The following is a 25,188-nucleotide window of genomic DNA, read 5'->3' as shown; positions in this document are numbered from 1 at the left end:
TTTTTTAATTATACCATCCGTTTTCTTATTACCTTGATAGCATGAAGTTTATTGCTCTCTTAACCGTTTTTGTTTTTAGTGTAAGCACTGTTTTTGCACAAATTAGTGATGCTATAGAAGAGTTTGCATTGCCAGATGAGTTAAACGAATCTTCGGGGATAATATTTTTCAATAATAAACTACTCACGCATAACGATTCTGGTGGCGAAAACAAGCTTTATGAATTAGATGTTAATTCTGGTTTGGTTACAAGAACAGTTACTGTTTTAAATACTACAAATGTAGATTGGGAAGATCTTACTCAAGACGACTCTTATATTTATATAGGAGATTTTGGAAATTATGCAGGCGATAGAACAGATTTAAAAATTTATAAAATTAGTAAAACGGATTATTTAAACTCCACAAATGTTACAGCAGAAATTATCTCTTTTAATTATGCTGCTCAAACGAGTTTTACTAACAATGAAAATAATACCGAGTGGGATGCTGAGTCTTTAATTTCTTTTAATACAGAAAATTTAATGCTCTTTAGCAGAAACTGGATTAATGGCAATACCAAAGCCTATTTAATTCCAAAAACGGCTGGTAATTATGGGCTTAATCCGTTGCCTTCAACACTTAATAGTGGCGGATTAACCTCAGGTGCTACATACAATAGTGAAAGCAAAAAGTTGTTTTTAATTGGCTACACTCAGTTTTTGCAACCCTTTGTTTGGGAAAGCGAAAACTTTACAGGCATCGATGTTTTTTCGGGAACTAACACGCAAACATCACTATCTACCAATTTTGGTTTCGAGCAAATAGAAGGTATTACGGGTAATGGTAACGGTAAGTATTTTATAACATCAGAGACTTTTAGTAATTCCGGAATTTCCGATTACGGCAAGCTTATTTCCTTTTCAGAAGAAAATACATTATCAATAAATAATGATGTTGTTGAGGAACTTCAATTATTCCCAAACCCAGTAAACACTATTTTATCTATTAAAACAAACAACTTTCAAAAGGTAGAAATATTCAATACTAAAGGTGCTTTACTTCACTCGGGTAATAGTAAAACACTAAATATGCAAGCCTTTAATTCGGGTGTTTATTTTGTGAAAATCACACAAAACAACAACACATCTAGCATCAAAAAGATAATTAAGAAATAAACATTAATTTTACCAAAATTATCAATACACAAATCAATGTTTAAAAAATCTATTGCTGTTCTTTCTTTGTTCTTTATTTTAACTTCTTGTTGGAAAGATAAAAGCCCAGAAGATTTAATTCGATTAAAAGATAAATTCAAATCTCAAGTTGCTACGTTCGAAAGCAAAAAAGAAGTTGCAAACAAAAACGTAAACAAAGGTTTAGAGTCTTTGGGCGCTTTAAAATTAGCTTTAGAAGATGCTAAAAATGAAGATAAAGAATTTGCTAAAGTTTATGGTGATTGGGAAAAGGTTGATAAACGCGTAAAAAACCTGAATAAAGAATACGAAGATTTAAAAATTAAAGCGGCTAATTTATTCACGGCAATGGAAACTCAAACCAATAGTTTAAGTGATCAAAAAAGTAAAAACACATTGTTATCGGCTATTAATAAAGCCAAAACAAAATATAATGGCACACTAGCGAATACCTCTAAAGCCATAGATAAATTAAAACTTCTACATAACGATGCTGTTGAGGTTGTTAAAGCTTTGGAAGTTGCTGCAGCATTAAATTCTTTCGATTCTATTAACGGACAAATGAAAAGTATTGAAGACCGTGTAGACGGCATTATGCAAGAACTAAACGTTGCCGTAGTAGAAAGCAAAAAACTGTACGAAAAGAAAATCACCGAACTAGGCGAGAATTAATTTAGGAAGAAAAACTTTAAAATCTATCCGGTTTTATAAAACCTTATACATTTAAGTAAAAAGCCTTAATTTTGCCCAAAAACAGAACCCATTGGTAAAAATAGATCACATAGAATTGCCCGATTTCCCATTGCTTTTAGCGCCAATGGAAGATGTTAGCGACCCACCATTTCGCGCACTTTGCAAAGAACAAGGGGCCGATGTGGTTTACACCGAGTTTGTATCCAGCGAAGGTTTAATTCGTAACGCTGCAAAAAGCGTTATGAAACTTGATATCTACGAAAAAGAACGCCCCGTAGGCATTCAAATTTTTGGTGCAAACTTAGATAGCATGTTACAAACTATAGATATTGTAGCCGAATCTAAACCCGATATTATCGATATTAATTTTGGTTGCCCAGTAAAAAAAGTGGTAAGTAAAGGCGCAGGAGCAGGCATTCTAAAAGATGTATGTTTAATGGAGCAACTTACCGCCGAAATGGTAAAACGCACCAATATTCCAATAACCGTAAAAACCCGTTTAGGTTGGGATCACGATTCTATTAGAATTGTGGAAGTGGCCGAGCGTTTGCAAGATGTCGGCTGTAAAGCTATTGCTATACACGGCCGTACGAGAGCTCAAATGTATAAGGGTGATGCCGATTGGAAACCCATTGCACAAGTAAAAAATAACCCACGTATGCATATTCCTGTGTTTGGAAACGGCGATGTTACCACACCAGAACGCGCTATGGAAATGCGAGACGATTACGGCTTAGATGGCTGCATGATTGGTCGTGCTACCATCGGGAACCCTTGGTTTTTTAAACAGGTAAAACACTTTTTTAACACCGGCGAACATTTGGCGCCAATAAGTTTAGAAGAGCGCGTAGAGGCGGCTCGTCGTCATTTACAGATGTCTATAGACTGGAAAGGTGAAACGCTTGGGGTTTTTGAAACCCGACGTCATTACACGAATTATTTTAAAAGTATTCCTCACTTTAAGGAGCACCGCATGAAAATGGTAACATCCGATCATTCCGAAGATGTTTTTGCAGCTTTCGATGAGGTTTTGCAAAAATTTGCAGGATATCAGTTCACAGAATAAATCTTAAAAACGTTTCAATTATAAAAATTTGGGCAAATGGCAAGCCACCGCGCTATCCATTACTAGTTTTGGCTCGATGCGCGCCTCGCCAAAAGCTAACCATTACTATCGCTTTTGCAATAACCCGCTAAGGTTTTTTGTAATACCTGTTGTTTTTGGTTTGTTATTATAATAACGACGTTAGGAGAAGTCGCAAAAGAGAATGAAAGCTATACCCGACTATAGCTGCGACATCTCCTGTTGCCGATAATTAAAAATTTTGTACTACTAAACTAAGGCACCATTAGCACCAATAACTTGCCCCGAAATCCATTTAGATTCATCGCTCGCTAAAAACACAACAACGTTAGCAATATCAATAGGTTTTGCTAGTCTGTTAAAGGCATTCATACCACTTAGTTTGTCAATAAATTCTTGAGATTTTCCTTTTAAAAACAACTCGGTTTCTGTAGCTCCAGGAGCGATAGCGTTAACCGAAATACCGCGGCCAATTTCCTTAGAAAAAACACGCGTCATTTGTTCAACAGCTGCTTTGGTAGAAGAGTATATGCCGTAAGTAGGAAACATTAATTTTGCTGTACTCGAAGATATATTAATAATATTTCCGTTATCAGCCAGTTTGCTGTCGGCCTCTTGTAGTGTATTAAAAACACCTTTTACGTTTACATCAAATTGATTATTAAAATCATCTTCGGTGCAATCTTTTAGTAATTTAGAAGTCATAATACCTGCATTGTTTACTAAAACATCAATTTTGCCATAAGCCTCAATAGCTTTATCAAAGAGATTTACAACATCCGTTTTTTGGCTAACATCCGCTTTTACTGAAATAGCTGCACCGCCATTTTTAACAATAGTGTCTACTGTTTCTTGAGCTTCTGCTTCACTATTAGAATGGTTAACAATTACTTTTGCGCCATTTTTAGCTAACTGTATAGCAATTTCTTTTCCTATGCCTTTAGACGATCCGGTTACTAGTATAACTTTGTTTTCTAGATTCATAATGTATATTATTTTAGTGCAATTAGTTTATCTGCTATGTTTTTTAAATTAGATTCCGATAGTTCTGGTAATGCTGCTAATGGATATAATTGAGCTCCCGGACGACTAATAAAAGCGCCTCTCCAATTAGCCCAAAGTGCTCCGGCAATATCCCAGCCATGTGCGGCTACTAGCATGCATTCGTTTGGTTGTACGCCCATTTTTCTTGCGGCCCAATCGTAAGCATCTGCATGTGGTTTAAATTTACCCATATCTTCAATACTTAAGCGTTGTTCAAAATACTCGGTTAATCCTGCGTTTTTAAATTGCGTTTCCACACCTTTATTAGATGAGTTTGTGAAAGATACTAATTTGTAGCCAGCATCTTTTAAACTTTGTAATGCTTGTTTTACTTCTGGGTGTGCAGGAATAGAACGTAACGGTCCTAAAATAGCTTCTTTGGCTTGCGTTTCCGTAATAGAAATGCCATGGTTTGCCGCTACCATTTGTAATGCTGCAGCTCCAATAATTCCGAAGTCGTTATATTGTCTTCCTACGGTTGTAACTAAAGAATACTGTAACATGGTTGTAAACCAAAGCGGTAATAAATCTGGGCGATTGCCTAATACTTTACCAACACTTTCCTTCATGGCTGTTAAATCGAGTAGTGTTTCGTTTACATCAAAAAATAAAACTTTTGGTCGCTTGCTAGATGTTGTGTTTGCAGTTTCTGTATTTGTTGAGACAAATGCTAAATGCGGTGCTGCTAAACCTACCATGGCCGATTTTTTTAGAAAGTCTCTTCTTTTGTTTGTTTCGTTTTTCATTGCAATTGTTGTTTTATAAAACATACTAATAGGTATGTTTTTAGTGTAAAAAAATATTAATGTTTAATTTGCTGTAGATAAATAGATAAGCCGCTCATGTACTCATCTAAAATAACATCGGTATCATAGAGTTTTCGAATACCACGCACGCCTTCAAAAGCACTTATTAAATATACAGCAACCGATGCGCTCGAGATGTTTTGTTTAATGCTACCTTCTGTTTTACCACGCTCTAATAACAGGATTAAGGCATCACGCCAATTATCTATTATTTGTTTTAATGCCATTTGGTATGCGGTTTCAAAATCGCCAATTTCGTTTATAAAATTGTTTGTTGGGCAACCGTGTTTTTTATCGTGTAGCGAGAAAGATTTTAACCTTTCAGAAAATGTATTTTCTAGTATATTTACAACATTTCCGGGTTGCTGTAAAGGTTCTATCATACCTTTAAAAACGCGCTCTTGTAGTTTTAAGCTTATTACGGCAAGACCCAATTCTTTTTTGTTTTTATAATGATGATAGAACGCCCCTTTTGTTAGTTTGGTGGTTTTCATTATAGTATCTACACTTGTGGTTTTAAATCCGTTTTTATAAAACAGTTTAAACGACTCGTTAAGAATGGTTTGTTTTGTGAATTCCGATTTTTGCTCCTGTAACATATTACAAATGTATATAAAAAATACTAGTAGGTATGTTTTTTAACTTTTTCTGTTAATTTGTATGCTGTGCGGATAAAAATTATTTGTGGGTTTCGCTATTTGTTGGAAGGTAAACCTGCGAGAAGGATTGATGCGGCATCCTTTTTTGAAAGCTTAAAATAGCTTATACTTTAGGCTATGCCGAGTTTGTGTTAAAATAACTGTTGTAGAACGTTAACCAAAAGTGCTTACAAAAAAGATATAGCGGAAAGCCTGTTTGCCATTTTTCTTGGCAACTCGCCAAAATTATTTACACGGTTTTTACCATGTTTTTTGTAATACGTACCGATGCAATTTTTGATGCAATAATGCCTAAAACCGAGATGGTAATAAAAACGATAAATATGTTTTCGATACGGATGGCAACAGGATATGGCAGCGATGGCGTGATCATGACGAGGCTGAATTGTTGTTGTAAAAAGGTAATAATAAGTGCGGTAACGAGCCCGATAAGGCCACCAATAATACTCATTAAGCTACCTTGATAGAAAAATATTTTACGAATATCTTTTACCGTGGCTCCTATATTAAATAGGGTGCTTAAACTTTTCTTTTTATCGAGCATCATCATAATTAAAGAGCCGATAACGTTGAAAAATGCAATGATGAGTACTAGGGTAAAAATGAGGTAAACGGCTAAGTTTTCGGTGTTTAACATTTTGTAAAGTGCATCGTTTAATTGTGCGCGATTTTTTACGGTAACGTTATCACCTAAAATGGCTTGTATGCTTTGTTTAGCTTGGGTTTCGTCTGCGTTCGGGTTAAGCTTAAACTCTATAGACGATATTTGGTTGTCTTGGTAATTAAGTAATCTTTTTGCTAAATCTATGGGTGCATAAATGTAGCCGTCGTTTAGGGTTTCGTTTATGTAAAATATACCAACATTTACTGCGCGAACGGTATTGAAGGCATCTTTTGTAGATGTTATTTGTCCTTTTCCAGGCTTGGGAACATAAATGTTTATAGATTTTGTAAAATCTAGAATGCCTAAAGATAAGTTTTTAGAAATGCCCCAACCCACAACAATTTCGTTTGTGTTTTGGTCTAACCAACTGCCCGTATCCATTGCAGAATCTATGTTTACAATGTTTTGAAAATTGACATCTACACCTTTTATTTTAGCAATAGTAGTTTTGTTATTGCTAGTTATAAAAATGCGTTCTTCAATAATTTTAGAGTACTCGGCAACGGCTTCTAAATTATCGAGTTTTTCTGCGATATCTTTAGTAAGCATAAAGGTTTTACCAACGGTGGTTTCGGCCTTTAAATCTGGGTCTATTTCTGTAGAAAACTGTAGTGTAAAATCTTTTAATCCGGCAAAACCAGAGAGCACAATAAATAAAGATGCAGCCCCGAGAATAACACCAATAATAGCAATGTTGGTAATAAAATTAATAGCGTTATTGCTGCTTTTGGAGCGCAAATAACGTTTTGCTATATATAGTGGGAAACTCAATCTACGATTTTTTTCTTTTGTCTAAAATATTAGGATCTTTGATAGGGTTTTCTTCGCCTTTTAAAGATTTTTCAATCTGGTCGATGTACTCTAAAGAATCGTCTATAAAAAACTCTAAATTAGGCATACGGCGCAACTGGTGTTTGGTACGTTGTGCTAATTCGTGGCGAATTAATGGTGTATTCGATTTTATGCCCTCCATAAGAGCAGGTGCTTTATCGTTAGGGAAAATGCTTAAATAGACCTTCGCAACCGATAAATCTACAGTAACCTTTACTTTAGATACCGATATTAAAACACCGCGCATTCCGCCCTGTGTGGCAGCTCCTTGTAGAACTTCTACTAAATCTTGCTGTAAAACCCCACCTATTTTTTTTTGTCTTTGACTTTCTGCTTCTTCCACTTTATAAAATGCTTTTAGATTGCAAAAATAAAGCATATTTAAAGATTATCTTGTTTTTCGAGGTGTATTTTAATATTTTCAGATTAATTTAGATAATAATTAACAAATTAACGCTTTCGCGGAAGGAATACAGGCTCGTTTATTCTTTTTGTCTGGGAGGGATTATTTAGTGATATTCTTGCCAAGAGGATGTAAAAGAACTGCGTCGAAACAGATTTGATATTTTCTTTTGCATGTATTGTTAGAATAAAATTAAGATTTTCGCATTCACAGAAACGATAAAAAAGGTTTTTAGATGAAAAAAATTGAACATATTGGCATTGCAGTAAAAAATTTAGAAGCTTCTAATAATTTATATTCAAAACTTTTTGGAGAGCTACCTTATAAAACCGAAGCAGTAGAAAGTGAACATGTAAATACATCTTTTTTTAAGGTTGGTGATAATAAAATTGAATTGTTAGAAGCAACCTCGAAAGATAGCGCAATAGCCCGTTTTATTGATAAAAATGGAGAAGGTATCCATCACATTGCCTTTGATGTTGAAGATATTGAAGCTGAAATTATCCGTTTAAAAAATGAAGGTTTTAGAATTATAAACGAGGTTCCAAAGCGTGGAGCGGACAATAAATTAGTGGCTTTTTTACATCCGAAATCTACAAATGGTGTACTAATTGAACTTTGCCAAGAGATAAAGTGATATTTTTTTTGGTTACATCTAAAATAAATAGTAATATTGCACTCCAATTTCGGTCCCATAGCTCAGTTGGTTAGAGCACCTGACTCATAATCAGGTGGTCCTTGGTTCGAGCCCAAGTGGGACCACATAGAGATTGTAAAGCTTCACAGTAATGTGAGGCTTTTTTTGTGCTTTAAAGTTAAATAAAAGAGATGTTTTGGCGCTTTATTGATTAGATATTGATAGAGTAAGCCTGTTGTCATTCTGATTTCTTTTAGAAATAAAAGAGGTTTTCTAGGAAGGGCTTAATTTGTTCTTTTTGAAAAAATAAATTAACTGTTTCGATTTGAAGTAGAGTATAGTTTTGGTTAAGTGTTTTTTAAAGTAGAGTATGGTTTTGGCTAAGCGTTTTTATAGGCTTTCTCTGGTTTTATTTGCTTTGTTTGCTTGAATGAGTTTCGGTGTTCTTTTAAATGGGCTTAAAAGCGCTCTATGTATTCTAATTATGCGTCAAGAATTTATATTCGTGATATTCGTGCTTCGTTTAAAAGTATAGAGTGTTGGTTCGCGTTTTCTATTTGTAGAGTTGTAATATCGTTAAGAAGTATTAAAACCTCAGAAAAACCAAAACCTATTAAAAACAAAAAAGTCTAACATTTCTGTTAGACTTAATTTTGCTCCTTCTCTTGGGCTCGAACCAAGGACCCTCTGATTAACAGTCAGATGCTCTAACCAACTGAGCTAAGAAGGACTGTGCTATTTTGCTTAGCGGTTGCAAAGATAGAACTTTATTTAAATGCCGCAAACATTTTTTAAATTTTTTTTAAAAAATTTAATCAAATATCGCTTTGTAGATATCATTACCATTTGCAAACAGCACTAATGCTATTAAAAGAAAGAATCCAACCATTTGTGCGTACTCCATAAATTTGTCTCCAGGCTTTCTTCCAGAGATCATTTCGTATAGTAAAAACATAACATGTCCACCATCTAGTGCAGGAATAGGTAATAAGTTTAAAACACCTAGCATAATAGACAAAAACGCTGTAATGCCCCAGAATACTTGCCAGCTCCAAAAACTAGGAAATATATCGTAAATAGCTTTAAAGCCACCTACGCCTTTGTATGCGCCTGTACTTGGTGTGAAAATAGCTTTAAACTGTGTGATGTAAGAGGATATTTTATCTCCAGTTTTTTCTAAACCAACAGGAATTGCTTCTAAAAAGCTATATTCTTTAGTTTGAAATTTATAATAGTCTAAAGCCTCTAGTGTTGCATAGGTAGATTGTGGCGCGTAAACTAAGCCGAGTTTGCCATCGCTACTAATATTTAATGGTAAGGTTGTTTCTTTATTATCTCTAAGTATAGTTGCCGAAACTTGTTGTCCTTTAAATTTATCTAAACCAGTAGTAACTTGGTCAACATATTTAGTTTTGTAATCATTTAAACCAACAATAATATCTCCTTTTTTAAGTCCGCTACCTTTATTAGCCGATGTGTCTGGCACTTCAACAACAACAAAAGGCATTCTTAAATTAATAAATCCTTTTTCTTTAGAGTCTATAAGTTGTGCTAAAAAATCTTCCGGAAAAGTTATCGTTTTTTCTTGTCCGTTACGCTCAATAGTAATTTCTTTTCCAAAAAGTACCTTTTCAGAAATTTGAGAATAATCGTCAATCTTGGTACCATCTACGGCAATAACATTATCTCCTGTTAAAAGTCCGGCATTGTTAGCAACACTACTTTGTACTAATAAACCATCTTGAATATTTTGAACTGGTAAAATTTTATCACCATAAAAATAACTCATACCAATGTAGATTACTACAGCTAAAACAAAGTTTACTGTAACACCACCTAGCATAATAATTAAACGTTGCCAAGCTGGTTTAGAGCGAAATTCCCATGGTTGTGGTTCTTTAGCCATTTGCTCGGTATCCATACTTTCGTCTATCATACCCGAAATTTTAACATAGCCACCAAGTGGTAACCAGCCAATTCCGTAAACAGTATCGCCAATTTTCTTCTTGAATAAAGAAAACTTTACATCAAAAAATAAGTAAAATTTTTCTACTCGCGTTTTAAAAAGTTTTGCAGGGATAAAATGCCCTAATTCGTGTAAAACGATTAACAGCGAAAGACTTAGCAAAAACTGCGATATTTTAATAACAAACTCCATATATTTTTCAGTCAAATTTTTATAATCGCACAAAAGTAAGCTTTTAAACCAACTTTAAAAAAGACAATCAAACAAAGGCATTGGTTTTAACAGGAATTTAGGGTTCAATCACAAGGGGCTTATCTAAATTATCTCGTATTTTTGTCTAAAATTTATAGATAATGGGTTCTATTTTTAAAGAATACAAGATTTTCTTCATCGTTTTTGGTGTTATTTCCGTGGTTATTGTATCGTTAATTTACAATACTTTAAATGTATATCAACCATTACCAATTTATCAGCCCGCATCGGTAAGTGCCGAATTGGTGGATAGCACACTTCAGTATCAAAAAAAATATCATAAAATAGGCGATTTTGCTTTGTTGAATCAAAATGGTAAAACTATCACGCAAAACGATTATAAAAATAAAATATATGTTGCCGATTTTTTCTTTACTACCTGCCAAACTATTTGCCCGATTATGACGGATCATATGGTGAAAATTCAAAAGGAAATAATAAATGATGATGAGGTGATGTTGCTATCTCACTCCGTAACGCCAGAAATTGATACCGTAGCACAATTAAAACGTTATGCTCAAAAAAAAGGTGTAAACGATAAAAAGTGGAATTTAGTAACAGGTGATAAAAAAGAAATCTACACGTTGGCCAGAAAAAGTTATCTAGCTGTAAAAGACGCTGAATATGGTGGGCCTTATGATATGGTACATACAGAGAACTTTATGCTTATTGATAAAAAGCGACAAATTAGAGGTTATTATGATGGTACCAATGAGGAAGAGATTGATAGGTTGTTAAAAGATATTTCAATTTTAAAAGAAGAAAAATAAGGGTTGCCGGCAAATTAAATAGTTGTTAAGCTGAAAGCTAGCGGTTGTAACTACGACTTAAAATCCTCAAACTATTTTCGATAAACTTTTTAACTTCTAAACATTTACATTACTTTTGCTTCTTTAAAATCAATCTAAATAAGCTTGCAATACACTATAGCACATCTAAAACGAGGCGAACGCGGTGTTATTACCGATGTTTCATCTAAAAATATTCCACTAAAATTATTAGAAATGGGATGTTTGCCAGGGAATTTTGTCGAGTTAATTCAGTTTGCTCCTTTTCAGGATCCTATGTATTTAAATATAAATGGGTCGCATGTTGCGATTAGAAAAGAAACGGCTTCGCATATTTTAATTGAAAAAATAACGCATGAGTAAGCAAATAAACGTTGCCTTAATAGGGAATCCAAATACGGGTAAAACATCGGTTTTTAATGCTTTAACAGGGTTAAACCAAAAAGTTGGAAACTACCCAGGCATTACGGTGGAGAAGAAAGAGGGGGTTTGTAAGTTGCCACGTGGTGTAAAGGCGCATATTATTGATTTACCCGGAACTTATAGTTTAAATGCTTCGTCGCTAGATGAAAGTGTGGTTATCGAATTGCTTTTAAATAAAAATGATAAAGATTATCCAGATGTTGCCGTTGTTGTTAGTGATGTAGAGAATTTAAAACGAAATCTTTTAATTTTTACTCAAATTAAGGATTTAGAAATTCCGACAATTCTAGTGATAAACATGTCTGACAGGATGAAATATAAAGGTATTTCGTTGGATATTGATTATTTAGAAAAACAACTTCAAACTAAAATTGCATTAATAAGTACACGTAAAAACATAGGGATAGATAGGTTAAAAGAACTTATTACTAATTATCGTGATCTTTCGGTAACACCGTGTTTAGATCCTTCGGAAATTGATAAACCTTATTTCGATGCGCTAAGAAAGGCATTTCCTAATCAACTTATTTATAAACTTTGGCTAGTAATTACTCAAGATGTTAACTTCGGAAAAACCGATAGAAATGAAATTGATGCCATAGCAAGTTTTAAAACTAAAACCAGTGGCGATTTAAAGCGTTTACAACAGCGTGAAACCATAAAAAGGTATCAGTTTATAAACAATGTTCTTAAAAAAGGAAAAACTATAGATGTTACTCAAGCTAAAGATTTACGGTCTAAGCTCGATAGAATTCTAACTCACAAAGTTTGGGGGTATGTTATTTTCTTTTTTATTCTTCTTACTATTTTTCAAGCAATTTACGATTGGTCTAGTGTGCCAATGGACTTAATAGACGGGGCTTTTGCATCGTTAAGCGAGTGGGTGAAAACCACATTGCCATCTGGTGCTTTTACTAATTTATTAGCCGAAGGTATTATTTCTGGTCTTGGCGGAATTGTGATTTTTATACCGCAAATTGCGTTTTTGTTCCTCTTTATTTCGGTTTTGGAAGAAAGTGGGTATATGAGCCGTGTGGTATTCTTGATGGATAACATTATGAAGCGTTTTGGTCTTAGCGGAAAAAGTGTTGTGCCACTTATTTCTGGTACAGCCTGTGCTATTCCAGCTATTATGGCCACCCGAAATATAGAAAGTTGGAAAGAGCGATTAATTACCATTTTGGTTACGCCGTTTACAACCTGTTCGGCTCGATTACCAGTGTATTTAATTATTATTTCGTTGGTTATTCCAGAAGGTCGGTTTTTAGGTTTAGGATATCAAGCATTAACGTTAATGTTGTTGTATTTACTAGGTTTTGTTTCTGCAGTAGTTTCGGCGTATATTTTAAATAAGATTCTTAAAATAAAAAGTAAAACCTTTTTTGTGGTAGAAATGCCTAACTATAAGTTGCCGCTTTTTAAAAATGTTGCGCTTACGGTTATCGAAAAAACGAAGTCTTTTGTATTTGGTGCTGGTAAAATTATTTTAGCGATTTCTATTGTGCTTTGGTTCTTGGCGTCTTATGGACCAGGCGATAATTTTAATAATGCTGAAGAAATTATTAAAACTGAAAACGTTGCTAATAATTTATCTGACGATGAATTGCAACAAAAAATAGCCTCGCATAAATTAGAGCATTCCTTTATTGGTATTGCCGGACATGCTATTGAACCTGCTATTAGACCTTTGGGATACGATTGGAAAATTGGTATTGCTATTGTAAGTAGTTTTGCTGCTCGTGAGGTTTTTGTTGGAACATTGGCTACTATTTATAGTGTTGGAAATGATGATGAAGATACTATTAAAAACCGAATGGCTAAAGAGGTTAACCCTGTTTTAGGAGGGCCGTTGTTTACGTTGGCATCAGGTATTTCGTTGCTTTTATTCTACGCTTTCGCGATGCAATGTATGAGTACGTTGGCAGTTGTGAAACGTGAAACTAACAGCTGGAAATGGCCAGTTTGGCAATTGGTAATCATGACGGCAATTGCTTATATTACAGCTTTAATTGCTTTTCAATTATTGAAATAAAAACTAAAATAAAATGAATACTATAATTCAAAATATACTCGTTTTTGCAGCTGTAGCCTTTGCGGTTTGGTCTTTAGTTAAAAAATACTTCGTAAAGAAACCGAGTACTAAAAAGGCCTGCGGTGGAGATGATGGTTGCGGCTGTCATTAAAACATATTCATAGAGCAAATATTACTTACTTTTTAAGAATATATCTATATTTGGCTAAACTAAATAAGCCAACCATGTATTCTAAATTCAAGTACATTTCCCTATTTTTAATTTTAACTAGTTTAACTGTAGCAGCTCAAAAAAGCTCTAAAACCATTCATTTACTGGATAAGGATTTAAGTCAGTTTGAAAAATGGATAGGAGTTCCACATGCTACTGTTACCGATTTGCCAGAAGGTACATATCAATCTGATAATGTGCATAACGGTACCGCTTTAGGTTTAAACAACGATATTAAAGATGTTTTTACTGTGAATGAAGAAAACGGTGAATTAATATTACATATTAGTGGTGAAATTTTAGGCGGAATAAACACTAAAAAAGACTACGAAAATTATCATTTAAGCACCTTGTTTAAATGGGGTGATAAAAAATGGGAGCCAAGATTAGATGCAAAACGCGATAGTGGTATTCTTTACCATTGTTATGGTGAACAAGGGGCTTTTTGGAAGACCTGGAAAACATCTCTAGAATATCAAGTACAAGAAACAGATTTAGGAGATTTTATTCCTTTAGGTGGCGGAACAGCGAGTCCTAAAAGGGGTAAGCCTACAGCTGTAGTTAGAGGTGAGTCTAAAAAATACAACCCAAATTCCGATGCGTATTTTGAGGCAAACGGATATATTAATGCAGGATCAGAGCACGATGCGCCTCATGGCGAGTGGAATCTTTTAGAGATTTATGTATTAGGAAATAATGCAGTGCACGTAGTAAATGGTTATGTGGTTATGGTTGTTGAAAATGCAAAGAATGATAAAGGTGAAATTTTAAATAAAGGGCAAATTCAAATCCAATCGGAAGCTGCCGAATGTTATTATAAAGATTTAACCTTAACTTCAATCAAGAAGTTTCCGAAGAAAATTAGAAAGCAAGTGCGTTTTAAAAAAAGTTAATTATCGTCTTAGTAAAGCTTCTAGATAATTGCTTGTATTTAAGTATTCTAATCGCATCTGTTTTAAATATTTTAAAACGGATGCTTTATATACGCTATTAGGTTTTAAGCAATCATTCATAGCTTCATCGTTTACGGTAATGGCAATATACCAGTTGCCTTGTCTTGATGTGTAACTATCTTCAAATAATGGGCTGTTACCACCGTTGTCTAATTTAGCATCAATTATAATAGGGATAAGATTGATAGTTTTGTCTGGGATTTCTACTTCGTGAAATGAGAAGTAAAACAGTGTACCATCAACTTCAAAAGGAACATTAAATTCGACATCTTGAAACTGTAATTCATGCTTTGTATTTACATAATTATAAAACTCGTTGGCGTTTTTTGGGTCTTCAAAAATAAAAGCTTGACGCTTGGGTAACTTGCGTTTAAATTTTTTCGCAACCATAACTTTGTCGGTTTTAATGGTTGGGGCAATGCGTACCGGAATGCAAGAAAAACAGAATGCAACTACAAAAACAAGTAAAAACGACTTCATATTTTGAATTTTTGGATATGTAAATTTTATCAAAATTCGTGCCTTATACTAGTTTTGTAATACTTTTTTACAAAACAGGAGTTAGGCTAATTTCACAAATAAATTATTGGCTATAATATTAGAAATTATAAATTCTGAATGATTTATGGTAATCGTTATCGAGTTGTCAAAAGGTTCTTTGTTGGTTACTTTTAGCTCTGTACCTAAGGCTATACAGTGCTTGTCTAGGTATTTTAAAAATTCAGAAGAAGAATCTTTAACCCCAACACAAATACAAATATTATTAACTTGAGCTTGAGATAATAATATTTTATCGATGCTTTGTATTCTTCCGTTCTCATCCGGAATCGGGTCACCATGCGGATCGTGAGATGGGTAATCTAAAAATGCATCTAATTGTTTAATAAGCTTATCTGATTTTATGTGCTCTAGTTGTTCTGCAACATCATGTATTTCATCCCAGGAAAAGTTTAGTTTTTCAGATAAAAACACTTCCCATAACCTATGTTTCCTAACAATGTTCACAGCGATAAGTTTTCCTTCTTTCGTTAAAGTAACCCCTTGGTATTTTTTATAATCAGCATAGCCTTTCTCTGAAAGTTTTTTCACCATATCAGAGACGGAAGAGGCCTTAGTCTCCATTTCTTTAGCAATGGCATTTGTGCTAACGTTGTTTTCGCCTTGCTTGCCTAAGTGGTAAATAGCTTTGATGTAATTTTCTTCCGTAAGGGTAACCATGATGCTTTTTTTAGAGATGTCACAAATATATAATAATTAAAACTTTAAAAATATTTTTAGACTTGTCTAAAAATATTTTTATATTTGTCAAAAATTAAAAACATGAGGAATCTAATATTTGTAATTTTATGTCTGTTAAGTTATGTGGTAAGCGCACAAACTGTAACAGGCAAAACATCTACAAATGGAGATGCGTTACCGTATGTAAATGTGTATTTAAAAGGAACTCAGAAAGGTGCGGTTTCTAATGATAACGGTGTGTTTAGCTTTAAAAATGTTTCACCAGGAAAATATACTATCATCGCCTCGTTTACAGGTTATCAAACACAAAGAAGAAGCATAACGGTGTCCGAATCAAAAGATGTAACTATCAATTTTAACTTGCCGGAATCTGAATTGTTAGATGAGGTTGTAGTAACAGGAACGCTAAAAGCTGTTTCTAGATTGGATAGTTCGGTGCCTGTAGAAGTGTATTCTACCACTTTTTTAAAGAAGAATCCGACGCCAAATATTTTCGAAGCGCTACAGAACGTAAATGGTGTACGCCCTCAAATAAATTGCAATGTTTGTAATACGGGAGATATTCATATCAATGGTTTAGAAGGTCCGTATACTTTAGTTTTAATAGATGGTATGCCAATTGTAAGTGGGCTTTCTACGGTTTATGGGTTGTCTGGAATTCCAAATTCTTTAATAGAACAAATTGAAATTGTAAAAGGTCCTGCATCATCTCTTTATGGAAGTGAAGCTGTTGGAGGCTTAATTAATATTATTACTAAGTTACCCGAAAATGCACCGCGTTTCTTTGCGGATAGCTACGCAACAGGTTGGGGAGAGGTTAATTTGGATTTAGGTTTTAATACTAGAGTTGGAAAAAAAGCCAACTTACTTTTTGGTGTTAACTACTTTAACTACAATAATCCTATAGATAATAATGGTGATAATTTTACAGATTTAACGCTTCAGAATAGAATATCAGTTTTCCAAAAATGGAATTTTAAACGTAAAGAAAACAGAGTTTTATCTTTGGCTGGTCGTGTTTTTTACGAAGATCGATGGGGCGGGGAGATGCAATGGAATTCCGGTTTTAGAGGTGGAAATGAAATCTACGGAGAAAGTATTTATACCAAGCGTGGGGAGCTTTTAGGTAAATATCAATTGCCAATTAAAGAAAAGGTGATGTTTCAATTCTCATATACAGATCACGACCAAAATTCCGTTTATGGAGACACGGCATTTTTAGCGCAACAAAAAATAGGTTTCGGGCAATTTACTTGGGATAAATCTCTTAAATATCACGATTTGCTTTTTGGAGCAGCAGCTAGATATAATTACTATAACGATAGTACACCAGCAACATTAGGTGCCGACGAGGTGGTTATACCTTCTGTTTTTGCGCAAGATGAAATAAAAATAAGCAAAAAAAACACCTTACTGTTAGGTGCGCGTTACGATTACGATAAAAGACACGGCAATATATTCACGCCACGAATTGCGTATAAATTTAAGCCAACACCCGATGATGTTTTTAGGGTAAATGCCGGAACAGGTTTTAGAGTTGTTAATATTTTTACTGAAGAGCATGCGGCACTTACTGGAGCCAGAGATGTTGTAATTGCCGAAGCATTAAAACCAGAACGCTCTGTTAATATAAACCTGAATTATCTTAAAAAATTTTACACAAAATCTGGGTCTATTATAGGTTTAGATATTTCGACATGGTATACGCATTTTTCAAACTTAATTTTACCAGATTATGATACTAATCCAAATCAAATTATATACGATAATCTAGATGGTAAAGCCGTAACAAAAGGAGTAAGCGTTAACCTTGACGCTATAGTAACAAGCGGTGTTAAACTTCTTGTTGGTGGTACATTTCAAGATGTGTCGCAAACAGAAAATGGTATAAAAGAACGCCAAATACTTACTGAGCGTTTTACTGGTACCTGGGCGGCAACCTATAAAAATTATAAATATAATTTATCGGTAGATTATACCGGTAATATTTATGGCCCTATGCGCTTGCCTTTATTGAGCGATTTAGATCCTAGAAGCCAAAACTCACCCGTTTGGAGTATTCAAAATATACAATTAACCTTCGATGGTCTCGAAAATTTAGAAATTTATGGCGGTGTTAAAAACCTATTAAACTGGACGCCAAATAAAGGTAATCCATTTATTATTGCTCGGGCAAACGATCCATTCGATAAAGACGTCACTTTCGATAACAATGGCAACGCACAAGTTACTCCAGATAACCCTTACGGACTAACTTTCGATCCAACTTATGTTTACGCACCAAACCAAGGAATTAGAGCCTTTTTAGGTTTAAGATATTCATTGAGATAATTAATTGCTTTTTAGTAATTTCACAAAAATTAAAATTCATGAAAAAATACATCTACATACTTTTTGTTAGCTTAATTGTTTTTAGCTGCAAAACAGATAAAAAAGCCAACCAAAAACTAAATATTGTTACCACCACATCCATGATAACCGATTTGGTTAAAAACGTAGCTGGCGATGAGGTAAATGTACAAGGTTTAATGGGGAGCGGTGTAGATCCGCATCTTTATAAAGCCAGTGAAGGCGATGTAAGTAAGTTGTCTGGTGCCGATATTATTTTTTACAATGGTCTGCACTTAGAAGGTAAGCTCGTAGAGATTTTCGAAAAAATGCGAAACATTAAAACGGTGGCACTTTCCGATGCTATCGACGAAAAAACACTAATTGGTTCAGAGTATTTTGCATCAAATTACGATCCACACATTTGGTTTAATACCGAATATTGGATTCAAATCACCCAATTTGTAGCCGATAAATTATCCGAAGCACTTCCTGAGAAAAAAGACCTATTTCAAGCCAATAGCGCCAAGTATATCGTGGAGTTAAAAGCGTTACAAACTACTTTAAAAAGTACTATCGAAACGCTTCCAAAAGACAAACGCATTTTAGTAACCGCACACGATGCCTTTAATTATTTTGGTAAAGCCTATGGTTTTCAAGTACGCGGTCTACAAGGTATTTCAACAGCAACCGAGGCTGGTGTGCAAGATGTTCAAAACCTGTCAGCCTTCATTATAGAAAACAAAATTAAAGCCATTTTTATAGAAAGTTCAGTGCCTAAACGCACCATTGAGGCGCTGCAAGCTGCTGTAAATTCTAAAGATCACAACGTCGATATTGGTGGGTCTCTTTATTCCGATGCGCTTGGTACTCCAGGAACTCCCGAAGGCACGTATATCGGTATGTTTAAGTATAATGTAAACACTATAGTTAACGCTTTGAAATAAGTTTTTTATTAGAAGCTAATCCTGCTATTCGCTATATCTTTTTTTAGTAAAAGCTAGTTTTTATAGCTTTGAAAAAAGTTGTTAAATTAGAGTTGGTGCATACAATAAAGTGAGTTTTTAAAAAAAAGGATGCCGCTGCTATCAGGGCTAAATCATCCGCAAAAGCAAGTGTAAAACGTAATTCAAAAAAGGAATCAGTAAAGTTTATACATAGGCTCAAAACCGTAAAAAAAAACATGAATACATTTCCTGTTACAACATCAACCCTATCTGCGAAAGCTCTTGGAGAATTTGCAAAAGAACAATACGGGCTAGATACGAGCTACGTGTGCACGTTGTTTAGAACAGGAATGAATCACACCTATTTTATTTCCAACGGAAAAACAAAATATGTACTTCGGGTTTACTGTTACAATTGGCGTTCTGAAACCGAAATAAGCGAAGAGCTAACACTTTTAAACAAACTAAAAAGTAACGGTTTAGGTGTTTCTGTGCCGGTTTTAGATAAAAACCAAACGTATATACAAACTGTAAAAGCACCCGAAGGTATTCGGTATGCTGTACTGTTTTCGTTTGCAGAAGGCGATAAAATTCGATTTTTAAATACAGATATGTGTTACGCTATTGGCGAATTAATGGGTAAAATCCACCATGCCAGCCAAGACCAAATTATCGAGCGGATTACTTATAACAAAAAATCACTTTTAGAATTACCATATCAAAAATTAAAATCATACTTTTCAGAGGCTTTACCAGAGATGGAATTTGTGAAATCTATAGAAGGGTTTTTCGAAGATGCCGAGTTTGAAAATACTCGAAAAGGTGTGGTGCATTTAGATATTTGGTATGATAATATGAGTATTGCAAACCAAACTGAGATAACCATTTTCGATTTTGATTTTTGTGGTAACGGATCACAAATTTTGGATATTGGTTATTTTTGTAAACAATTGTTTCATATAGAAATAGATAAAAAAGAATACGAAGCAAAAAAGGAAAGCTTTTTAAAAGGCTATCAGAGCGTAAATACAATACCAGAAAAAGAATTACAACTATTGCCAAAAGCTGGACTTGCGGTTTTTGTGTTCTATCTTGGCGTTCAGGCTCAACGATTCGATTGGTCTAATATTTTCCTGACAGAAAATTACCTAAAAATGTTTGTAGGTAGATTTAGATCATGGAGTGATTATTATAAAATTGAAAACACATGAAAAAAAATATAGCAGTTCAGGTTGACGATTTAACGGTAGCGTATAACTACAAACCCGTACTTTGGGATATTGATTTAGAAATTCCCGAAGGTGTACTTATGGCTATTGTTGGACCAAACGGAGCAGGAAAATCCACGCTTATAAAATCTATTTTAGGAATTTTAAAACCTATTGCAGGCAGTGTGTCTATTTTTGGCAAGAGCTACGAAAAACAACGTCATTTAGTAGCCTATGTGCCACAAAAAGGAAGTGTGGATTGGGATTTCCCGACTACGGCCTTAGATGTTGTTACTATGGGAACTTATGGAAGTTTAGGTTGGATTAAGCGTCCAGGACAAAAAGAAAAAAAAGAATCTTTAGAAGCGTTGGAAAAAGTTGGTATGCTTGCTTTTAAAAACAGGCAAATTAGTCAACTTTCCGGAGGGCAACAACAACGTATATTTTTAGCACGTGCTTTGGTGCAAAATGCATCGATCTATTTTATGGACGAGCCGTTTCAAGGTGTAGATGCTACTACCGAAATTGCGATAATCAATATTTTGAAAGAACTTCGAAAAGCTGGTAAAACGGTGGTTGTAGTGCACCACGATTTACAAACTGTTCCTGAGTATTTCGATTGGGTTACCTTTTTAAACGTGAAAAAAATTGCCACAGGTCCCGTTAAGGATATTTTTAACGACGATAATTTAACGAAAACCTACGGTATAAATTATAAAGTGAGTATTCAGGAATAATTATAGTTTATAAGGCTTGTTGCAACAAAAACAATGCGTTCAATATAATAGAAATGGACATAACAGAATATTTTAATCTAGTCTTTACAGATTATACACTTAGAACCATAACGCTTGGTACGGCCATTCTTGGCGCTGTTACCGGGATGCTTGGTAGCTTTGCAGTTTTAAGAAAACAGAGTCTTTTGGGCGATGCTATTTCGCATGCGGCTTTGCCGGGTATTGCGATTGCCTTTTTAATTACAGGTGCAAAGGATAGTAATGTGTTGCTTTTAGGGGCTTTGGTTAGTGGACTTTTAGGAACGTTTTGGATTAGAAGTATTATCAAGAAAACACATTTAAAATCTGATACCGCTTTAGGCTTAATTTTATCTTTGTTTTTTGGTTTCGGTATGTTGCTTTTAACTTTTATTCAAAAACAACCTAATGCTAATCAGGCTGGTTTAGATAAGTATCTATTTGGTCAGGCAGCAACTTTAGTGGAGAGCGATGTTTGGTTAATGGCTATTGTAACCGGTGTGTGTTTATTTGTTTTATTACTTTTTTGGAAAGAGTTTAAAATACTGCTTTTCGATGCCGATTACACTAAAACACTTGGTTTTAATACCAAATTTATTGATATATTAATTACAACTTTTATTGTTTTAGCAATTGTTTTAGGCTTGCAAACGGTCGGTGTTGTACTTATGAGTGCTATGCTTTTAGCGCCTGCTGCTGCTGCACGCCAATGGACAAATAGCTTAGGGCTTATGGTGTTTTTAGCCGCTATTTTTGGTGCTTTTTCAGGAGTTTTTGGAACAGCTATTAGTTCTAGTCAAAATAATTTATCTACAGGGCCAGTTATTGTTATTGTTGCTGGTGTTTTTGTTTTGGTGTCGTTTATATTTTCGCCAAGTCGTGGATTGCTTTTTAAACAAATTCGATTTATTAAAAACCGTCGAGATTTAGAGCTGCATAAAACTTTAGCTTTCATGTTTCATATTGCGGAAACGCATGATAATATCTCTCATCCGCATACCATTAAAATTTTAAATAATTTTCAAGGTTATACAAAAGGAACGCTCCAGAAATTAGTCGATAAACGTTACGTTACCCTTAAAGGAAAAAAATGGAGCTTAACGGAAGAAGGATATAAAACAGCATCTAATTTGTATAATCAACAAAACGATAATGATGAGTAACGCACAAATTGAAATACAGCTTATTGCTAGTTTGGTTGCCATTGCATGTGCCATTCCTGGTACATTTTTGGTGCTTAGAAAAATGGCGATGATTAGCGATGCTATTAGTCATTCTATTTTACCAGGAATTGTTGTTGGCTTTTTTATTACGCAAGATTTAAATTCACCATTACTTATATTATTGGCGGCTTTAACAGGTATTATTACAGTTGTTTTGGTAGAGTATATCCAAAAAACTGGGTTAGTAAAAGAAGATACTGCTATTGGTTTAGTGTTCCCTATTTTGTTTAGTATCGGTGTTATTATGATTGCTAAAAACGCTAACGATGTCCATTTAGATATCGATGCCGTTTTACTTGGGGAACTTGCCTTTACGCCTTTTGATAGATTTATAGTTTCGGGTGTTGATGTTGGACCAAAATCTTTATGGGTTATTGGTGTTATTCTGTTAATAACCATTGCTTTGTTGGTTGCTTTTTTCAAAGAATTAAAAGTAAGCACCTTTGATGCTGGTTTAGCGGCTTCGTTAGGGTTTTCTCCGGCAGTTATACATTATGGATTAATGACGGTATCGTCTATAACTACAGTTGGTGCTTTCGATGCTGTTGGAGCTATTTTGGTGGTTGCTCTCATGATTTCTCCTGCGGCTACAGCTTATTTACTGACTAATAATTTAAAACGAATGCTTGTTTTAGCCATTTGCTTTGGTGTATTTAGTGCGATTTCTGGATATTGGTTAGCGCATTTTCTCGATGCTTCCATTGCAGGATCTATAACAACCATGCTCGGTTTGTTGTTTTTGGCTGTTTATTTGTTTGCGCCAAGTAAAGGTGTTATTGCTGTCATTTATAGAGAAAAGCAACAGCGTACAGAAGTATCGTTATTAACATTTCTTCTTCATTTAAAAAACCATACAGAAGAGCGCGAACGCCATGTAAATCACCTTAACGAACATATTAATTGGCAAAAAGTGCGTTCTAAAACGGTATTAGATTTGGCGCTTAAAAACAATATGATTCAGTTTGAAAAAAACATTGTGTCTTTAACGGAAAAAGGCGATGCTTTTACATCTAAAGCAATTGATTATATTATCACTAATGAAGATGCTCAAATTGAAGATATGAAAGATGATTTCTTCTTGTTTAGAGGATAAATAAACTTTGATGCCATGGCAAAACACAACGAACTCGGTAAAAAAGGAGAGCAGTTAGCTGTCGATTTTCTGTTGAAAAACGGATACGCTATTGTGGCGCGTAATTACCGATACCAAAAGGCGGAAGTTGATATTATTGCGAAAAAAGAAGATGTTCTGGCGGTTGTAGAAGTTAAAACAAGATCTACTAATAACTTCGGAAATCCTCAAGATTTTGTAAAACCAAAACAGATTCAACGTTTAGTAAAAGCTATTGATGCGTATGTGATTGCAAACGATCTCGATGTAGAAGTTCGTTTTGATGTTGTTGCTATTGTAAAGCAAAGAAAGGATTTTCACATTGAGCACTTAGAAGGTGCTTTTTACCACTTTTAAAAACTAATTTATTCTTCCTCAACTTCTTCTCCGAAATATGCTTTTAAAGCTTTAAAATCTTCTGGTTTTGAAATGAATTTTTTGTCTTTATCTAAAATGAAATATGTTGGTGTCGATGTTACACCGTAGTCGTTTCCAATTTTGTTTTCCCAACGGCCTTCACCATAAACATGAATAAAGCTAGTGTAAGTATAGGTTAGGTCTTTCCATTTATACGGATCATCTTCTAAGCCTACAGCAATTACTTTTACGTCACCTTTTTCTAGAGTATTTACGAAGCTGTGTAATTGAGGAATTTCATCTAAACAATGCGAGCATGTACTACTCCAGAAAACCACAATGTATTTTTTTGCTACGTTTATTGCGCTTAATTGTGTTTTAACTAAGGTTTTATCTTTTTTGATTTCTAATTCGAAATCTGGTGCTTTTCTACCTATTGATGTGTTTTTAAATAGAGTTAATCCATCGATTAAATCTTTATCATTTAACGATTTTGCAACCGGCATTAAATATTTATCTGAAATATAGTTAGCAACCGACTCAAAACCTAAGTCTGCCATTTGTTGCCATAAATCGACTAATAAAATACGTTTTACGCCTTGTGGTGTTGTTTTTAGAACGTCATGAAAAACATCAATGTTATTCTTGTAAACTGTAGCTTCATCTTCAATGTCAGAAGACATTCCAAAAACATAATTCAGCATTTTTTCTTCTAAAAAATTAGAGCTCTGTAATGCTTTGCTGTTAAAATCTATATGGTCGAAATAGTGCAGTCTTAAGTTGTTTATATACGTTTTTAGATCTTCAAAATCGGTTGGGATATAAGGTTTATTGGCCTTTATAAAATCTAAAGCCATCATGCCTTCGGCAGCTTTTTCGAAGTTTTCTTGTGTTTCTTGTTGTGTTTTAAAGATTGACTTTAAAGCTTTGGTGTTTTTACTTTCTTCTCTAAAATAATTTCCAATACTTTGCGTAACCATAGACATGCTATTGGTGTACGATGTTAATAACTTATTCTCGGCAGATTTTTTGAAAGTAACACCAGTTTCAGAGTTAAAGGTTAATTCAATATCTTCTTTACCGTTATAAATAATGTCGAAATTATAATCCTCTTGCGGTATAGCGTAAACCACACGATACATACCTTTTGTTCTTGTAGAGTCAAGTTGAAACTCAAAACCTCCCGTTTCTTTATTTATTTCGGTGTTCGAAATATATTCCGATAAGGTTGGAGTTACCTTATAGAGTAGAGCAAAATTGTATTCTTTGGCAGGGGAAAACGTGCCTTTAATGCTGTGTTGTGCTAATAAAATACTTGGTATGAGGGTAAAAAGAAATAATAAGCGTTTCACGGTTTTGGATGTATTTGTTTTCTTCTAATTGAAGATATAATATGTTT

The 25,188-nt window shown here is 34.3% G+C and carries 25 protein-coding genes and 2 tRNA genes; 17 read left to right on the top strand and 10 right to left on the bottom strand.

What is annotated here, in order from left to right; translation table 11 throughout:
- Nucleotides 1-41 precede the first annotated feature (41 nt).
- The 3 genes from DFQ06_RS10410 (at nucleotide 42) to dusB (ending at nucleotide 2,934) form a co-directional block, all read left to right on the top strand.
- Nucleotides 42-1,157, top strand: a complete 1,116-nt coding sequence (locus DFQ06_RS10410; RefSeq protein WP_133967587.1) for a T9SS type A sorting domain-containing protein — start codon at nucleotides 42-44, stop codon at nucleotides 1,155-1,157.
- 36 nt (nucleotides 1,158-1,193) lie between these two features.
- Entirely contained in the window at nucleotides 1,194-1,847 is a 654-nt protein-coding gene (locus DFQ06_RS10405; RefSeq protein ID WP_133967585.1) for a hypothetical protein, read from the top strand.
- A gap of 91 nt (nucleotides 1,848-1,938) precedes the next feature.
- Nucleotides 1,939-2,934, top strand: a complete 996-nt coding sequence (dusB, locus tag DFQ06_RS10400) for a tRNA dihydrouridine synthase DusB (RefSeq protein ID WP_133967583.1) — start codon at nucleotides 1,939-1,941, stop codon at nucleotides 2,932-2,934.
- A 267-nt stretch (nucleotides 2,935-3,201) separates the two neighbouring features.
- On the opposite strand, the gene DFQ06_RS10395 is transcribed toward dusB, so the two are convergent.
- From DFQ06_RS10395 to rbfA, 5 genes are all read right to left on the bottom strand, one after another.
- Entirely contained in the window at nucleotides 3,202-3,936 is a 735-nt protein-coding gene (locus DFQ06_RS10395) for an SDR family oxidoreductase (RefSeq protein ID WP_133967581.1), read from the bottom strand.
- 8 nt (nucleotides 3,937-3,944) lie between these two features.
- Entirely contained in the window at nucleotides 3,945-4,742 is a 798-nt protein-coding gene (locus DFQ06_RS10390) for a haloacid dehalogenase type II (protein ID WP_162857643.1), read from the bottom strand.
- 56 nt (nucleotides 4,743-4,798) lie between these two features.
- Complete coding sequence (locus DFQ06_RS10385) at nucleotides 4,799-5,401, bottom strand: TetR/AcrR family transcriptional regulator (RefSeq protein ID WP_074936672.1); 603 nt, start codon at nucleotides 5,399-5,401, stop codon at nucleotides 4,799-4,801.
- A gap of 289 nt (nucleotides 5,402-5,690) precedes the next feature.
- Nucleotides 5,691-6,896: an ABC transporter permease gene (locus DFQ06_RS10380; protein ID WP_133967577.1), complete on the bottom strand. Its 1,206-nt coding sequence runs from the start codon at nucleotides 6,894-6,896 to the stop codon at nucleotides 5,691-5,693.
- A gap of 1 nt (nucleotide 6,897) precedes the next feature.
- The gene (gene rbfA / locus DFQ06_RS10375; RefSeq protein ID WP_042502346.1) at nucleotides 6,898-7,335 is read right to left on the bottom strand and encodes a 30S ribosome-binding factor RbfA; all 438 of its coding nucleotides are present in this window, start codon (nucleotides 7,333-7,335) and stop codon (nucleotides 6,898-6,900) included.
- 259 nt (nucleotides 7,336-7,594) lie between these two features.
- On the opposite strand from rbfA, the gene mce reads away from it, so the two are divergent.
- Both mce and DFQ06_RS10365 read left to right on the top strand, forming a co-directional pair.
- Nucleotides 7,595-7,996, top strand: coding sequence for a methylmalonyl-CoA epimerase (gene mce / locus DFQ06_RS10370; RefSeq protein ID WP_133967575.1), 402 nt, complete (start codon nucleotides 7,595-7,597; stop codon nucleotides 7,994-7,996).
- A gap of 51 nt (nucleotides 7,997-8,047) precedes the next feature.
- Nucleotides 8,048-8,121: transfer RNA gene (locus tag DFQ06_RS10365), tRNA-Ile, on the top strand.
- A gap of 531 nt (nucleotides 8,122-8,652) precedes the next feature.
- Here DFQ06_RS10365 and DFQ06_RS10360 read toward each other — a convergent pair.
- Nucleotides 8,653-8,726: transfer RNA gene (locus DFQ06_RS10360), tRNA-Asn, on the bottom strand.
- 81 nt (nucleotides 8,727-8,807) lie between these two features.
- Nucleotides 8,808-10,154, bottom strand: coding sequence for an RIP metalloprotease RseP (rseP, locus tag DFQ06_RS10355; protein WP_133968014.1), 1,347 nt, complete (start codon nucleotides 10,152-10,154; stop codon nucleotides 8,808-8,810).
- 161 nt (nucleotides 10,155-10,315) lie between these two features.
- Between rseP and DFQ06_RS10350 the strand changes: the two genes are divergently transcribed.
- The 5 genes from DFQ06_RS10350 (at nucleotide 10,316) to DFQ06_RS10330 (ending at nucleotide 14,561) form a co-directional block, all read left to right on the top strand.
- Nucleotides 10,316-10,984: an SCO family protein gene (locus tag DFQ06_RS10350; protein WP_133967573.1), complete on the top strand. Its 669-nt coding sequence runs from the start codon at nucleotides 10,316-10,318 to the stop codon at nucleotides 10,982-10,984.
- A gap of 144 nt (nucleotides 10,985-11,128) precedes the next feature.
- Nucleotides 11,129-11,365, top strand: a complete 237-nt coding sequence (locus DFQ06_RS10345; RefSeq protein ID WP_042496137.1) for a FeoA family protein — start codon at nucleotides 11,129-11,131, stop codon at nucleotides 11,363-11,365.
- Complete coding sequence (feoB, locus tag DFQ06_RS10340) at nucleotides 11,358-13,457, top strand: ferrous iron transport protein B (RefSeq protein WP_074936680.1); 2,100 nt, start codon at nucleotides 11,358-11,360, stop codon at nucleotides 13,455-13,457. Before DFQ06_RS10345 ends, feoB begins: the two co-directional genes overlap by 8 nt.
- A 13-nt stretch (nucleotides 13,458-13,470) precedes the next feature.
- Nucleotides 13,471-13,608, top strand: coding sequence for a FeoB-associated Cys-rich membrane protein (locus tag DFQ06_RS10335; protein ID WP_074936683.1), 138 nt, complete (start codon nucleotides 13,471-13,473; stop codon nucleotides 13,606-13,608).
- A 74-nt stretch (nucleotides 13,609-13,682) separates the two neighbouring features.
- The gene (locus DFQ06_RS10330; protein WP_052415204.1) at nucleotides 13,683-14,561 is read left to right on the top strand and encodes a 3-keto-disaccharide hydrolase; all 879 of its coding nucleotides are present in this window, start codon (nucleotides 13,683-13,685) and stop codon (nucleotides 14,559-14,561) included.
- Here DFQ06_RS10330 and DFQ06_RS10325 read toward each other — a convergent pair whose 3' ends face one another.
- Nucleotides 14,562-15,101, bottom strand: coding sequence for a hypothetical protein (locus tag DFQ06_RS10325; RefSeq protein WP_042502352.1), 540 nt, complete (start codon nucleotides 15,099-15,101; stop codon nucleotides 14,562-14,564). It abuts the gene before it with no gap.
- An 81-nt stretch (nucleotides 15,102-15,182) separates the two neighbouring features.
- Complete coding sequence (locus DFQ06_RS10320; RefSeq protein ID WP_133967571.1) at nucleotides 15,183-15,839, bottom strand: metal-dependent transcriptional regulator; 657 nt, start codon at nucleotides 15,837-15,839, stop codon at nucleotides 15,183-15,185.
- Between the two features lie 102 nt (nucleotides 15,840-15,941).
- Between DFQ06_RS10320 and DFQ06_RS10315 the strand changes: the two genes are divergently transcribed.
- From DFQ06_RS10315 to DFQ06_RS10285, 7 genes are all read left to right on the top strand, one after another.
- On the top strand, nucleotides 15,942-18,191 hold the full coding sequence (locus tag DFQ06_RS10315; RefSeq protein ID WP_133967569.1) for a TonB-dependent receptor: 2,250 nt from the start codon (nucleotides 15,942-15,944) through the stop codon (nucleotides 18,189-18,191).
- Nucleotides 18,192-18,229: 38 nt separating this feature from the next.
- Entirely contained in the window at nucleotides 18,230-19,135 is a 906-nt protein-coding gene (locus DFQ06_RS10310) for a metal ABC transporter solute-binding protein, Zn/Mn family (RefSeq protein WP_074936687.1), read from the top strand.
- Nucleotides 19,136-19,371: 236 nt separating this feature from the next.
- Nucleotides 19,372-20,346, top strand: a complete 975-nt coding sequence (locus DFQ06_RS10305) for a phosphotransferase (RefSeq protein WP_042496129.1) — start codon at nucleotides 19,372-19,374, stop codon at nucleotides 20,344-20,346.
- On the top strand, nucleotides 20,343-21,080 hold the full coding sequence (locus tag DFQ06_RS10300; protein ID WP_042496127.1) for a metal ABC transporter ATP-binding protein: 738 nt from the start codon (nucleotides 20,343-20,345) through the stop codon (nucleotides 21,078-21,080). Before DFQ06_RS10305 ends, DFQ06_RS10300 begins: the two co-directional genes overlap by 4 nt.
- 53 nt (nucleotides 21,081-21,133) lie before the next feature.
- Nucleotides 21,134-22,261 carry a metal ABC transporter permease gene (locus DFQ06_RS10295; protein WP_133967567.1) on the top strand — a complete coding sequence of 376 codons (1,128 nt, stop codon included), beginning with the start codon at nucleotides 21,134-21,136 and terminating at the stop codon, nucleotides 22,259-22,261.
- Nucleotides 22,254-23,414, top strand: coding sequence for a metal ABC transporter permease (locus tag DFQ06_RS10290; protein ID WP_042502364.1), 1,161 nt, complete (start codon nucleotides 22,254-22,256; stop codon nucleotides 23,412-23,414). Before DFQ06_RS10295 ends, DFQ06_RS10290 begins: the two co-directional genes overlap by 8 nt.
- Before the next feature lie 15 nt (nucleotides 23,415-23,429).
- Nucleotides 23,430-23,789: a YraN family protein gene (locus tag DFQ06_RS10285; RefSeq protein WP_042496124.1), complete on the top strand. Its 360-nt coding sequence runs from the start codon at nucleotides 23,430-23,432 to the stop codon at nucleotides 23,787-23,789.
- 8 nt (nucleotides 23,790-23,797) lie between these two features.
- On the opposite strand, the gene DFQ06_RS10280 is transcribed toward DFQ06_RS10285, so the two are convergent.
- The gene (locus DFQ06_RS10280) at nucleotides 23,798-25,141 is read right to left on the bottom strand and encodes a TlpA family protein disulfide reductase (RefSeq protein WP_133967565.1); all 1,344 of its coding nucleotides are present in this window, start codon (nucleotides 25,139-25,141) and stop codon (nucleotides 23,798-23,800) included.
- Nucleotides 25,142-25,188: the final 47 nt, after the last annotated feature.

It is taken from the genome of Algibacter lectus (assembly GCF_004368925.1).
Taxonomy (GTDB): Bacteria; Bacteroidota; Bacteroidia; order Flavobacteriales; family Flavobacteriaceae; genus Algibacter; species Algibacter lectus.
The sequence above is the reverse complement of the archived record's forward strand: the minus strand, read 5'-3'. Positions and strand labels throughout refer to the sequence as shown.

Coding starts and splice junctions, on each gene's coding strand:
- DFQ06_RS10410 (WP_133967587.1), top strand. CDS start 42: ATGAAGTTTATTGCTCTCTTAACCGTTTTTGTTTTTAGTGTAAGCACT.
- DFQ06_RS10405 (WP_133967585.1), top strand. CDS start 1,194: ATGTTTAAAAAATCTATTGCTGTTCTTTCTTTGTTCTTTATTTTAACT.
- DFQ06_RS10395 (WP_133967581.1), bottom strand. CDS start 3,936: ATGAATCTAGAAAACAAAGTTATACTAGTAACCGGATCGTCTAAAGGC.
- DFQ06_RS10390 (WP_162857643.1), bottom strand. CDS start 4,742: ATGAAAAACGAAACAAACAAAAGAAGAGACTTTCTAAAAAAATCGGCC.
- DFQ06_RS10385 (WP_074936672.1), bottom strand. CDS start 5,401: ATGTTACAGGAGCAAAAATCGGAATTCACAAAACAAACCATTCTTAAC.
- rbfA (WP_042502346.1), bottom strand. CDS start 7,335: ATGCTTTATTTTTGCAATCTAAAAGCATTTTATAAAGTGGAAGAAGCA.
- mce (WP_133967575.1), top strand. CDS start 7,595: ATGAAAAAAATTGAACATATTGGCATTGCAGTAAAAAATTTAGAAGCT.
- rseP (WP_133968014.1), bottom strand. CDS start 10,154: ATGGAGTTTGTTATTAAAATATCGCAGTTTTTGCTAAGTCTTTCGCTG.
- DFQ06_RS10350 (WP_133967573.1), top strand. CDS start 10,316: ATGGGTTCTATTTTTAAAGAATACAAGATTTTCTTCATCGTTTTTGGT.
- feoB (WP_074936680.1), top strand. CDS start 11,358: ATGAGTAAGCAAATAAACGTTGCCTTAATAGGGAATCCAAATACGGGT.
- DFQ06_RS10335 (WP_074936683.1), top strand. CDS start 13,471: ATGAATACTATAATTCAAAATATACTCGTTTTTGCAGCTGTAGCCTTT.
- DFQ06_RS10330 (WP_052415204.1), top strand. CDS start 13,683: ATGTATTCTAAATTCAAGTACATTTCCCTATTTTTAATTTTAACTAGT.
- DFQ06_RS10325 (WP_042502352.1), bottom strand. CDS start 15,101: ATGAAGTCGTTTTTACTTGTTTTTGTAGTTGCATTCTGTTTTTCTTGC.
- DFQ06_RS10320 (WP_133967571.1), bottom strand. CDS start 15,839: ATGGTTACCCTTACGGAAGAAAATTACATCAAAGCTATTTACCACTTA.
- DFQ06_RS10315 (WP_133967569.1), top strand. CDS start 15,942: ATGAGGAATCTAATATTTGTAATTTTATGTCTGTTAAGTTATGTGGTA.
- DFQ06_RS10310 (WP_074936687.1), top strand. CDS start 18,230: ATGAAAAAATACATCTACATACTTTTTGTTAGCTTAATTGTTTTTAGC.
- DFQ06_RS10305 (WP_042496129.1), top strand. CDS start 19,372: ATGAATACATTTCCTGTTACAACATCAACCCTATCTGCGAAAGCTCTT.
- DFQ06_RS10300 (WP_042496127.1), top strand. CDS start 20,343: ATGAAAAAAAATATAGCAGTTCAGGTTGACGATTTAACGGTAGCGTAT.
- DFQ06_RS10295 (WP_133967567.1), top strand. CDS start 21,134: ATGGACATAACAGAATATTTTAATCTAGTCTTTACAGATTATACACTT.
- DFQ06_RS10290 (WP_042502364.1), top strand. CDS start 22,254: ATGAGTAACGCACAAATTGAAATACAGCTTATTGCTAGTTTGGTTGCC.
- DFQ06_RS10285 (WP_042496124.1), top strand. CDS start 23,430: ATGGCAAAACACAACGAACTCGGTAAAAAAGGAGAGCAGTTAGCTGTC.